At 67.5% G+C, this 12,007-nt stretch carries 9 protein-coding genes; all 9 read left to right on the top strand.

Going from position 1 to position 12,007, the window contains the following annotated elements; translation table 11 throughout:
- Window positions 1-94 precede the first annotated feature (94 nt).
- Window positions 95-1,225, top strand: a complete 1,131-nt coding sequence (gene dnaJ / locus ACJQWM_RS08040; RefSeq protein ID WP_332702268.1) for a molecular chaperone DnaJ — start codon at window positions 95-97, stop codon at window positions 1,223-1,225.
- Between the two features lie 245 nt (window positions 1,226-1,470).
- Window positions 1,471-2,220, top strand: coding sequence for a 4-hydroxy-tetrahydrodipicolinate reductase (gene dapB / locus ACJQWM_RS08035; RefSeq protein WP_332702266.1), 750 nt, complete (start codon window positions 1,471-1,473; stop codon window positions 2,218-2,220).
- A 279-nt stretch (window positions 2,221-2,499) separates the two neighbouring features.
- Window positions 2,500-3,666, top strand: coding sequence for a glutamine-hydrolyzing carbamoyl-phosphate synthase small subunit (carA, locus tag ACJQWM_RS08030; protein WP_332702264.1), 1,167 nt, complete (start codon window positions 2,500-2,502; stop codon window positions 3,664-3,666).
- Window positions 3,663-4,067, top strand: a complete 405-nt coding sequence (locus tag ACJQWM_RS08025; RefSeq protein ID WP_332702262.1) for a four helix bundle protein — start codon at window positions 3,663-3,665, stop codon at window positions 4,065-4,067. The genes carA and ACJQWM_RS08025 overlap by 4 nt, the downstream gene beginning before the upstream one ends.
- 4 nt (window positions 4,068-4,071) lie before the next feature.
- Window positions 4,072-7,326 carry a carbamoyl-phosphate synthase large subunit gene (gene carB, locus ACJQWM_RS08020; RefSeq protein WP_332702260.1) on the top strand — a complete coding sequence of 1,085 codons (3,255 nt, stop codon included), beginning with the start codon at window positions 4,072-4,074 and terminating at the stop codon, window positions 7,324-7,326.
- Window positions 7,327-7,545: 219 nt separating this feature from the next.
- Complete coding sequence (gene greA / locus ACJQWM_RS08015; protein ID WP_332702258.1) at window positions 7,546-8,022, top strand: transcription elongation factor GreA; 477 nt, start codon at window positions 7,546-7,548, stop codon at window positions 8,020-8,022.
- A gap of 4 nt (window positions 8,023-8,026) precedes the next feature.
- On the top strand, window positions 8,027-8,971 hold the full coding sequence (locus ACJQWM_RS08010; protein ID WP_332702256.1) for a phosphoglycerate mutase: 945 nt from the start codon (window positions 8,027-8,029) through the stop codon (window positions 8,969-8,971).
- Window positions 8,968-10,686 carry a single-stranded-DNA-specific exonuclease RecJ gene (gene recJ, locus ACJQWM_RS08005; RefSeq protein WP_332702254.1) on the top strand — a complete coding sequence of 573 codons (1,719 nt, stop codon included), beginning with the start codon at window positions 8,968-8,970 and terminating at the stop codon, window positions 10,684-10,686. Before ACJQWM_RS08010 ends, recJ begins: the two co-directional genes overlap by 4 nt.
- 167 nt (window positions 10,687-10,853) lie before the next feature.
- Window positions 10,854-11,982 (top strand): peptide chain release factor 2 gene (gene prfB / locus ACJQWM_RS08000; RefSeq protein WP_332702252.1). Its coding sequence is split into 2 segments (ribosomal slippage): window positions 10,854-10,928 and window positions 10,930-11,982, totalling 1,128 coding nucleotides; the frame shifts between segments, so codons are not numbered across the junction.
- Window positions 11,983-12,007: the final 25 nt, after the last annotated feature.

Genomic DNA, 12,007 nt, shown 5'->3' with positions numbered 1-12,007 from the left:
GTCCTGCCACCCGGTTTTCTGATGGAGCTAGCGCCTTGAAAGACGATGTGTGCCTGTACTCGAGTCCCGAGTCCCGAGTCCCGAGTCCCGCGAGATGACGAAACGTGACTACTACGAAGTCCTGGGCGTGGCCCGCAACGCCGGCGACGATGAGCTGAAGAAGGCTTACCGCCGTTCCGCGATGAAGCACCACCCGGACCGCAACCCGGGCGATGCGGCAGCGCTGGAGGCGTTCAAGGAATGCAAGGAGGCCTACGAGGTGCTCGCCGATCCCAATCGGCGTCGCGCCTATGACCAGCACGGCCATGCCGCATTCGAGCACGGCATGGGTGGCGGCGCGGGTGGCGCCGGATACGCAGACATGGGCGACATCTTTGGCGATATCTTCGGCAATATCTTTGGCGGGGGCGGCGGTGCGCGTGGGCCGCGGCGCGGTGCCGACATCGGTTACGTCATGGAGATATCGCTCGAGGAAGCCGTCGGCGGCATCGAGAAGCAGATCGAGATCCCCACGCTCGACGAATGCGACAGCTGCAACGGCAGTGGCTCGGCCGACGGCAAGCTCGACACCTGCACCACCTGTCACGGCCGGGGCCAGGTTCGGTTCCAGCGCGGCATCTTCTCCATGCAGCAGGCGTGTCCGCACTGCGGCGGCCGCGGCCAGAGCATCAGCAATCCGTGCGGCGATTGTCACGGGCAGGGCCGCATAGAGTCCAACAAGACCCTGCAGGTCAAGATTCCCGCCGGCGTCGACAATGGCGACCGCATCCGCCTGACGGGCGAGGGCGAGGCCGGTCCGGCCGGCTCGCCGCCGGGCGACCTGTACGTCGACGTGCGTGTGCGCGAGCACGAGATCTTCCAGCGCGACGGCGACGACCTGCACTGCGACGTGCCGATTCGGATCTCGCAGGCGGCGCTGGGCGACACCATCCGCGTGCCGACCCTCGGCGGCGAGGTGGAATTGCGCGTGCCCTTCGAGACCCAGACCGGCAAGGTGTTCCGCCTGCGCGACCAGGGCGTGCGATCGGTGCGCAGCCGCAAGCCGGGCGACCTGTACTGCCGGGCCGTGGTGGAAACCCCGGTCAACCTGACCACCGAGCAGCGCGAGCTGCTGGCGAAGTTCGAGGAGACTTTCAGCGGCGAAGGCGCATCGCGCAAGCATTCGCCGCGGTCCTCGACCTTCATCGATGGGGTCAAGGGTTTCTGGGACCGGATGACTTCCTGACTTGGGCGGGAGCGTTTGGGTCCGCAAAGGACGCGAAAGGCGCAAAGGAAAGCGTAAAACAACAAAATGGCAATCGACCACGCCGCCGGCCCTGCCGGCGGGGGCACGCGGCGCGCATTCCGCGTTCGCTCGCCAGGCGTGCCCTTCGCGGGAATGACGGCTGCTGGTTCACGCCAGGGCGTCGCGGTAGGGCATGGAAGGAACTGGCGCTTGTCGCTCCGTGTCGGCGCGATTAGCCTGCGCACATGAACAGATCATCTGCCGCGCGGCCCCGCGTCCTGATCCACGGCGCGTCCGGCCGAATGGGACAAGCGCTTCTGCGGCTGGCATCCGGACGCGACGATCTCGATATCGTCGCCGCCGTATCGCGTTCGCAGCCTGCGCAGCGGGTGGTCGAGGGCGTGCCGTATTTCGCCGTAGCCGAATTGCATGGCGTGCCGGCGTTCGACGTCGCGATCGACTTCAGCCTGCCGCAGGGGTTCGGCGCCATCCTGGCGCTGTGTGTCGAGCGCGGGGCCGGACTGGTGTCGGGCACCACCGGACTGGAGCCGCCGCATCGCGAGGCGCTCGACGCCGCATCGCAGCGCATCGCGGTGCTGTGGGCCTCCAACTTCAGTCTCGGCGTGGCGGTGCTCAGTGAGCTGGTCGAACGCGCCGCCGCCGCCTTGCCGCGCTGGGATTGCAACATCATCGAGTCGCACCATGTGCACAAGCAGGACGCGCCGTCCGGTACCGCACTGGCACTCGGTGCCCGTGCCGAGCAGAGCGGGGTAGAGCCGCGATATGCCGCATTGCGTGCCGGCGACATCGTCGGCGAACACACCGTGCAGTTCACCGGCCTGGGCGAGCGCATCGAGTTGATCCACAGGGCCACCAACCGCGACATCTTTGCCCGCGGCGCGCTGCATGCCGCCAGCCGACTGGCCGCCCGGAGCGCAGGCGCTTACCGGCTGAGCGAGTTGTTCCTGCCGCCGGTCGAGTCGAAAGCGCTGTAGGAGCGGCTTCAGCCGCGATCCTGGAGTTGGCGCCAAGATGGATTCCCGGCTCGCGGCTGAAGCCGCTCCTACAAAGTCCTGGTGCAGTTTTTCCCGCTGTCGCGTGAACAAGACGCTGGCGCCGGCCCGTCTTCATCGCTAGAATTCTCGTTCGCCTGAACTCCATTTCGGACCGGTCCCGCACCGTGTCCGCGCTTTGCTGCAGCCGGAATTCCACAAAGTTCCGTTTTGCGCTGCGGTAGGTGGAGTCAGCATTCCCTGGCAGCCAAGGCGATCGTCGTGACCCAATCCGCAATCCTCGCGCTCGAAGACGGCACCATCTTCGAGGGCGTTTCCGTAGGCGCGCCCGGCCTTTCGGTCGGTGAAGTGGTGTTCAACACGGCGATCACCGGTTACCAGGAAATCCTGACCGATCCGTCGTACGCGCGCCAACTGGTGACGCTGACCTACCCCCACGTCGGCAACACCGGCATCACGCCGCAGGACGATGAGGCCGGCCAGGTCTGGGCGGCCGGCCTGATCGTGCGCAACGTGCCGCGCCGCCCGAGCAGCTGGCGCAGCCAGATCGCGCTGCCCGACTGGCTGAAGGCGGGTGGCGTGGTCGCCATTGCCGACATTGACACCCGCAAGCTCACGCGCCTGCTGCGCGATCGCGGCGCGCAGAACGGCGCGCTGATGGCCGCGGCTCCCGGTGAAGCCCCCGATGCCGACCGCGCGCTGGAAGCCGCGCGCAAGTTCGCCGGTCTGAAAGGCATGGACCTGGCCCAGGACGTCTGCACCGGCGAGAGCTACGAATGGCGCGACGGCCAACTCGATCTCGACAGCAACCTGTTCGCCCAGGCCGACGCGAAGTGCCACGTCGTCGCCTACGACTTTGGTTGCAAGCTCAACATCCTGCGCATGCTGGCCGAGCGCGGCTGCCGCGTGACCGTGGTGCCGGCGCGGACATCGGCCGCCGAGGTGCTGGCGCTCAAGCCCGACGGCGTATTCCTGTCCAACGGTCCGGGCGATCCGGAGCCCTGCGACTACGCCATCCTCGCCACCCGCGAGTTCATCGCCCGCAAGCTGCCGACCTTCGGCATCTGCCTGGGCCACCAGCTGCTCGGCCTGGCCGCGGGCGCCAGCACCATCAAGATGAAGTTCGGCCACCACGGCGCCAACCACCCGGTGCAGGACCTGGATGGCAACAAGGTGATGATCACCAGCCAGAACCACGGCTTCGCGGTCGACGAGGCCACGCTGCCGGCCAACGTGCGCGTGACCCATCGCTCGCTGTTCGACGGTTCCAACCAGGGCATCGAGCTGACCGACGCCCCGGCCTTCAGTTTCCAAGGCCATCCCGAAGCCAGTCCCGGGCCGCACGATGTGGCGCCGCTGTTCGACCGGTTTGTCGCGCTGATGCGGGACCGGGGGCCCGGGACCCGGGACCCGGGAAAAGCGGCGTGAGTCCGTCGCACTTCCGTGAACTCGAAGTCTGGAATCTGGCGATGAGCTTGGCGAAGGTCAGCTATCAGGTGACAGCGAGCTTTCCGAAAGACGAACGCTTCGGCTTGTCATCGCAGATCCAGCGTGCAGCCGTTTCGATCCCATCGAACATCGCGGAAGGAAATGCACGTTCCTCCACTCGGGACTATGCACGTTTCGTTTCGATCGCGTGCGGCTCGACGGCTGAGCTTCAAACGCAGTTGTTGCTGGCGATCGAGCTGAACCTCGGTAACGCCGAATCGATTCAGAACGCGCTGGATATCTGGGAGTGCGCGAGCAAGATGCTGCGTCGCCTCCACCAAGCCCTATCAATCAAGTCCGAGTCCGGGTCCCCGGTCCCGGATCCCCGGTCCCGGAGTTAAAGCCATGCCCAAACGCACCGACATCAAGACCGTCCTGATCATCGGCGCCGGCCCGATCGTGATCGGCCAGGCCTGCGAGTTCGACTACTCCGGCGCGCAGGCGTGCAAGGCGCTGCGTGACGAGGGGTATCGCGTGGTGCTGGTCAACAGCAATCCGGCGACGATCATGACCGACCCGGAAATGGCCGATGCGGTCTACATCGAGCCGATCAACTGGCAGACCGTCGAGAAGGTCATCGCCAAGGAAAAGCCCGACGCGCTGTTGCCGACCATGGGCGGGCAGACGGCCCTCAATTGCGCGCTCGACCTGGCCGACCACGGCGTGCTGGAGAAGTACGGCGTCGAGCTGATCGGCGCTTCGCGCGATGCGATCCGCATGGCGGAGGATCGCGAGCTGTTCCGGGTGGCGATGGCCGAAATCGGCCTGGAGTGCCCGAAGGCGGCGGTCGCCAGGACATTCGAGCAGGCTGTCGAGATCCAGGCCACGGTCGGGTTCCCGACCATCATCCGTCCGTCGTTCACCCTTGGTGGCAGTGGCGGCGGCATCGCCTACAACCGCGAGGAATTCGAGGAGATCGTCAAGGGCGGACTGGAGCTGTCGCCGACCAGCGAGGTGCTGGTCGAGGAGTCGGTACTGGGCTGGAAGGAGTTCGAGATGGAGGTGGTCCGCGACACCGCGGACAACTGCATCATCGTGTGCTCGATCGAGAACTTCGACGCCATGGGCGTGCACACCGGCGATTCGATCACCGTCGCCCCGGCGCAGACCCTGACCGACAAGGAGTACCAGCGCCTGCGCGATGCCTCCATTGCGGTGCTGCGCAAGATCGGCGTCGACACCGGCGGCTCCAACGTGCAGTTCGGCATCAATGCCTCGACCGGGCGCGTGGTGGTGATCGAGATGAACCCGCGCGTGTCGCGTTCCTCGGCGCTGGCATCCAAGGCGACCGGTTTCCCGATTGCCAAGGTCGCCGCCAAGCTGGCGGTCGGTTATACCCTTGACGAACTGCGCAACGAGATCACCGGCGGCGCCACGCCGGCTTCGTTCGAGCCGACGATCGATTACGTCGTGACCAAGATCCCGCGGTTCGCGTTCGAGAAATTCCCGGCGGCCGACTCGCGCCTGACCACGCAGATGAAGTCGGTCGGCGAGGTCATGGCAATGGGGCGCACCTTCCAGGAATCGCTGCAGAAAGCCTTGCGCGGGCTGGAGACCGGCAAGGTCGGGCTCGACCCGACCGGGCTGGACCTGGGCAATGCCGACGATCTGGTCAAGCTCAGACGCGAGGTCAAGGAGCCCGGCCCGGAGCGCATGTTCTACATCGGCGACGCGTTCCGCGCCGGCATGAGCGTGGAGGAGGTTCACGCGCTGTCGTTCGTCGACCCGTGGTTCCTCGACCAGATCGAGGAGCTCGTCGCGACCGAATCCGAGGTGGCCGACGCCGGACTGGGTGCGCTCGATGCCCGGCGCATGCGCGCGCTCAAGCGCATGGGGTTCTCCGATGCTCGCCTGGCCCAGCTCACCGGCACCGACGAAACCGCGGTGCGCACGCTGCGTCGCGCGTTCGGCGTGCGGCCGGTGTACAAGCGGGTGGATTCCTGCGCGGCCGAGTTCGCCACCGACACCGCCTATCTGTATTCGACCTATGAGGACGAGTGCGAAGCCAATCCGACCACGCGCGACAAGATCATGGTGCTCGGCGGCGGGCCCAACCGCATCGGCCAGGGCATCGAGTTCGACTACTGCTGCGTGCATGCCGCGCTCGCGCTGCGCGAGGACGGCTTCGAGACCATCATGGTCAACTGCAATCCGGAGACCGTGTCGACCGATTACGACACCTCCGACCGGCTGTATTTCGAGCCGCTGACGCTGGAGGACGTGCTCGAGATCGTCGACCTGGAGAAACCCAAGGGCGTGATTGTGCAGTACGGCGGCCAGACCCCGTTGAAGCTGGCGCAGGCGCTGGAAGCCAACGGCGTGCCGATCATCGGCACTTCGCCCGACTCGATCGACCTGGCCGAGGACCGCGAGCGTTTCCAGAAGCTGGTGGAGAAGCTCGGCCTGGCGCAGCCGGCCAACCGCACCGCGCGAAACCACGACGAAGCCCTCGCGCACGCCGGGCAGATCGGCTACCCGCTGGTGGTGCGTCCGAGCTACGTGCTCGGCGGCCGCGCGATGGAAGTGGTGCACTCCGACGCCGACCTGTCGCGCTACATCCGCGACGCGGTGAAGGTGTCCAATGACTCGCCGGTGCTGCTGGACCGGTTCCTCGACAACGCGGTCGAAGTCGACATCGACGTGATCGCCGACAAGGACGGCAACGTGCTGATCGGCGGGGTGATGGAGCATATCGAGGAGGCCGGCGTGCACTCTGGTGACTCGTCGTGCTCGCTGCCGCCGTATTCGTTGTCGGCGCAGACCCAGGCCAACCTGCGCGAGCAGGTGGTGGCGCTGGCCAAGGCACTGAACGTGGTCGGCCTGATGAACACCCAGTTCGCGGTGCAGATCGACGAGAACGGCGAGGACCGGATCTTCCTGCTCGAGGTCAACCCGCGTGCCTCGCGCACCGTGCCGTTCGTGTCCAAGGCCACCGGCATGCCGCTGGCCAAGATCGCCGCACGCTGCATGGCCGGCAAGACGCTGGCCGAGCAGGGCGCGACCACCGAAATCATTCCGCACTACTACTCGGTGAAGGAAGCGATCTTCCCGTTCGCCAAATTCCAGGGGGTCGACCCGATCCTCGGGCCGGAGATGCGCTCGACCGGCGAGGTGATGGGCGTGGGTCGAAACTTCGGCGCGGCGTTCGCACGCGCGCAGGAAGCCGGTGGCGTGCGCAAGCTGCCCGAGTCCGGCAAGGTCTTCATCTCGGTGCGAGATCCCGACAAGCAGCGCGTGCTGCCGGTCGCACGGCAGCTGATCGAACGCGGCTACACCCTGGTCGCGACGCGCGGCACCAGCGGCTTCCTACGCGGGCAGGGGCTGGACTGCGAAACGATCAACAAGGTCGCCGAAGGCCGGCCGCACATCGTCGACCTGATCAAGAACGACGAAATCGTCTACATCGTCAACACCACCGAAGGCCGCCAGGCGATTTCGGACTCGTTCTCGATCCGTCGCGAGGCCCTGCAGCACCGGGTGACGTACTCGACCACCATCGCCGGCGCGCGTGCGCTGCTGCACTCGCTCGAGTACCGCGGCACCGGCCCGGTGTGGTCGCTGCAGGAGTTGCATGCGGAGCTCGGCGGCGCCACTTTGTAGGAGCGGCTTCAGCCGCGATTGTAGGGCCGGCCTTAGCCGCGATCGGAAGCCGGATGGAAGACCGATTTCCGGATCGCGGCTAAAGCCGCTCCTACAAGAGCCGCTGCTCTCGATGCCCGCCGACGGTTGATTATCCCGCCACTCCGGGCACAATCGAGCTCGAGGCGCACCACCATTCCAGAACCCACGCCGCTCCATGCCGGCACCCAGGATTCCACCATGCAAGCACCGCTCACCACCAAGGGCGCGCAGCGTCTGCGCGCTGAACTCGAAGAACTCAAGTCGGTCAAGCGGCCTGCGGTGATCAGTGCGATTGCCGAGGCGCGCGCGCATGGCGACCTCAAGGAGAATGCCGAGTACCACGCCGCCCGCGAGCAGCAGGGCTTCATCGAGGGGCGGATCAAGCAACTCGAGGCCGAGTTGTCGCATGCCCAGGTCATCGACATCTCCGCGCTTAACGCCGGCTCGCGCATCGTGTTCGGCGCGACGGTCGAACTGGCCGATGCCGAAACCGACGAGGAGAAAACCTACCAGATCGTCGGCGACCTGGAGGCCGACATCAAGCACGGGCAGATCGCGATCTCATCGCCGGTGGCGCGTGCGCTGATCGGCAAGCACGAAGGCGACAGCGTCACCATCGCGGCGCCCGGCGGCACCCGGGAATTCGACATCGTCGGCGTCCGCTACGACGCCTGAGCCGATGGCAACGGCCACACTGCTGCTGCCCGCGCGGGGCCGTTTTGGCGGGCAGCTGCTGCCCGAAGCACTGGGCAGGCGCCTGGGCCGCGCGGATCGACGCGTGGGCAAGGGCGCGCAACTGGCCCGCGTGTTCGACCTGCTGCCACGCGGCTGGCCGGTGGCCGCAGCGACGCGCCAGCGCGATGCCGGTGATGCCGGACAGGACGCATGGCTGCGCGCCGATCCAGCGTACGTGCGGCCCGACATCAACGGCGCGCGCCTGCTCGCCCATGGCGACGCGCTGTCGCTGACCGACGAGGACACCGCGGCCTTCCTGCCGGCGCTGAAGCCGTTGTTCGGCGACGCCGGGTTTCCGATCGACGCACCGACGCCGTCGCGCTGGTACCTGCGCCTGCCCGCGGGTGCGAAGCTGCCGTCCTTCACCAGCCCGGCCGATGCGCTGGGCGCGGACCTGTTGGATCAACTGCCTGGCAGCGGCGAGCAGGACAGCCCCGAGGGTCGCCGCTGGCGCGCCCTGCTCAGCGAAGCGCAGGTGGTGCTGCACAACCATTCGCGCAACGCTCAACGCGCGGCGGAGGGCCTGGCGCCGGTCAACTCGGTGTGGTTCTGGGGCGCGGGCGTGCTGCCCGATCACGTGCGCACGAGCTTCAGCGAGATATGCAGCGATGATGAGGCGATGCGGGCATTCGCGGACTTGGCCGGCATTGCCTCTTCGCCGCTCCCCGACGCTTGGCAAGCCGGCGGTGGCGACCGTCTGATCGACCTGCGCCACGGCCGCGGCCTGGCCGTACTCGACCGCGACTGGATGGCGCCGGCCCTGCGCGACCTGGACGTCGGCGCGCTGGAGCGGCTAACGCTGGATTTTGCCGACGGCATGCGTTTCGAGGTGGCCATCCGGCAACGCTGGCGCTTCTGGCGGCGGCCGGTCGGCACCTTCGACCCATGAAGCCGGTCGCGCAGTTGCGCCGGCGCATCACCGGAGATGCCGGCGCCTGGCCCGAGCACGTCCTGCCATTATTGCGCCGGCTGTATGCCGCCCGCGGCGCGCTGGACGTCGAGCAGGCGCAGCCGCGGCTGGCCCATCTGCTGCCGCCCGACACCCTCGGCGGTCTCGACGCTGCGACCACCCTGCTGGCCGACGCCATCGCGGATGACCGGCACATCGTGGTGGTGGGCGACTTCGACTGTGACGGCGCCACCGCGTGCGCGGTCGGCGTGCGCGGCCTGCGGATGCTGGGCGCGCGGCGGGTCTCGCATGCGGTGCCCAACCGCATGGTGCATGGCTACGGATTGTCGCCGGCACTGGTGGAAGAACTTGCCGCACTGAAACCCGACTTGCTGGTGACCGTGGACCACGGCATCGCCTGCCATGCCGGCGTCACGGCGGCCAAGGCGCGCGGCTGGCAAGTGCTGGTCACCGACCACCACCTGCCCGGCGACGGGTTGCCGCCGGCCGATGCGATCGTCGATCCGAACCTGCCCGGTGATGCGTTCCCCAGCAAGGCGCTGGCTGGCGTCGGAGTCATGTTCTACGTGCTGCTTGCGTTGCGTCGGCGCCTGCGTGAGCAGGGTGCCTTCACCGGGGCGGAGCCCGACCTTGCGACCTTGCTGGACCTGGTCGCGGTGGGCACCGTGGCCGATCTGGTCGCTCTGGACGCCAACAACCGGGCGCTGGTGGCCGCCGGCCTGCGCCGGATACGCAGCGGACAGGGCTGCGCCGGCCTGCGCGCGTTGATCGAGGTCGCGCAGCGCGATCCGCGCCGGCTCACCGCCAGCGACATCGGCTTCGCGATCGCGCCGCGTCTGAACGCGGCCGGCCGGCTCGAAGACATGGCGCTCGGCATCGAGTGCCTGCTGACCGACGACATCCATCAGGCGCGCGACATCGCCGCGACCCTCAACGAGATCAACGGCGAGCGCCGCGCCGTGCAGCAGCAGATGACCGACGAGGCCGAGGCCGCGCTCGCCCGGGTGAGCCTGCTCGACGGCGGCGCGACTCCGGTCGCGGTCTGTCTGTTCGACGCGGACTGGCACCCCGGCGTGATCGGCCTGGTCGCCTCGAAGATCAAGGAGCGCCTGCACCGCCCGGTCGTCGCGTTTGCACCGGGCGAACCCGGCGGTTCGCTGCTGCGGGGGTCGGGGCGTTCGATTCCCGGCTTCCACATCCGCGATGCGCTGGCCGAGGTGGCCGCGTGCCACCCGGGGCTGATCGACCGGTTCGGCGGCCATGCGATGGCCGCGGGCATGTCGCTGCGGATCGAGGCGTTCGCCGATTTCCAGCAGGCGTTCCAGGGCTGCGCAGCAAGGCGGTTGACCGCGGAGCTGCTGCAGGCCGATGTGCTCAGCGACGGTGAACTCCTGGCGGAGGAATTTTGCCGCCCCAGTGCCGAGGCGCTGCGCGACGGCGGGCCGTGGGGGCAGGGCTTTCCCGAGCCCCAGTTCGACGGTGAGTTCGACGTGCTGGCCACGCGCGTGGTCGGAGGTCGCCACCTCAAGCTGGAGCTCGGTCACGCCGGATTGCGCCTGAACGCGATCCATTTCGGCGGCGGGGAGGGCGAGGCGCCAGCCGGGCGCGTCCGCATCGCCTACCGGCTGGAACCAGACGACTACCGCGGCGGCGATGCCATCCAGTTGGTGGTCACCCATCGCGAACCGGCCTGACCGCGCTTTGGTAGGAGCGGCTTCAGCCGCGATCGGATTGACAGTCGCCCGTGCCAGCTCCGGATCGCGGCTGAAGCCGCTCCTACGACCGGACCAATCCAGGCCGACAGAAGGGTGGGGGCGACTGGTAGAATCGCCGGTCATCTTTTCTCCACAGAACCACGGACATGATCGAACTCAATCCCGTCCGCCAGCGCATCGCCGACCTGCAGGGCCGGCTGGAAGCGCTCAGGGGGTATCTTTGACTACGACGGCAAAGTCGAACGTCTCGAAGAAGTAAACCGCGAGCTGGAGAACCCGGACATCTGGAACGATGCCGAGCGCGCGCAGGGACTCGGCCGCGAGCGCGCCTCCCTGGAGAAGGTCGTACTGGGCAGCCGCCGACTGACCGACGGGCTGGCCGGCGCGCTGGAGCTGCTCGAACTGGCGGAGATGGAGGACGACGAGTCGACCGCGCAGTCCGTGGTCGAGGACGTCGACAGCCTCGCCGCGGACGTCGAGGAGCTCGAATTCCAGCGCATGTTCTCCGGCAAGATGGATGCCGCTTCGGCATTCGTCGACATCCAGGCCGGCGCCGGCGGCACCGAGGCGCAGGACTGGGCCGAGATGCTGCTGCGCATGTACCTGCGCTGGGCCGAGTCGCGCGGCTGGAAGGCCGAGCTGATGGAAGCCAGCGGCGGCGACGTGGCGGGCATCAAGTCGGCGACCTTCCGGGTCGAGGGCGATTTCGCCTACGGCTGGCTCAAGACCGAGACCGGCGTGCACAGGCTGGTGCGCAAGTCGCCGTTCGACTCCGACAACCGCCGCCATACCAGTTTCACCTCGGTGTTCGTGTCGCCGGAAGTGGACGACAAGATCGACATCGAGATCAATCCCGCCGACCTCAGGACCGACGTGTACCGCTCCTCCGGTGCCGGCGGCCAGCACGTCAACAAGACCGAATCGGCCGTGCGCATCACCCACGTGCCCACCAACATAGTGGTGGCCTGCCAGAACGGACGCAGCCAGCACGCCAACCGCGACACCGCGATGAAGATGCTGGCCGCCAAGCTGTACGAGCTCGAGATCCAGAAGCGCAACGCCGAGCGCGACGCGCTGGAGGCGACCAAATCCGACATCGGTTGGGGCAGCCAGATCCGCAACTACGTGCTCGACCAGAGCCGGATCAAGGACCTGCGCACCGGCGTCGAACGCAGCGATACGCAGAAGGTGCTCGATGGCGATCTTGACGAGTTCGTCGAGGCGAGTCTGAAAGCCGGCCTCGAAGTCGGCTCGAAACGCAGCGACGCAACGTAATTCCCTCCTCCGTGGGAGCGGCTTC

Source organism: Novilysobacter longmucuonensis (assembly GCF_046600735.1).
GTDB classification, from domain to species: domain Bacteria; phylum Pseudomonadota; class Gammaproteobacteria; order Xanthomonadales; family Xanthomonadaceae; genus Novilysobacter_A; species Novilysobacter_A longmucuonensis.
The sequence above is the reverse complement of the archived record's forward strand: the minus strand, read 5'-3'. Positions and strand labels throughout refer to the sequence as shown.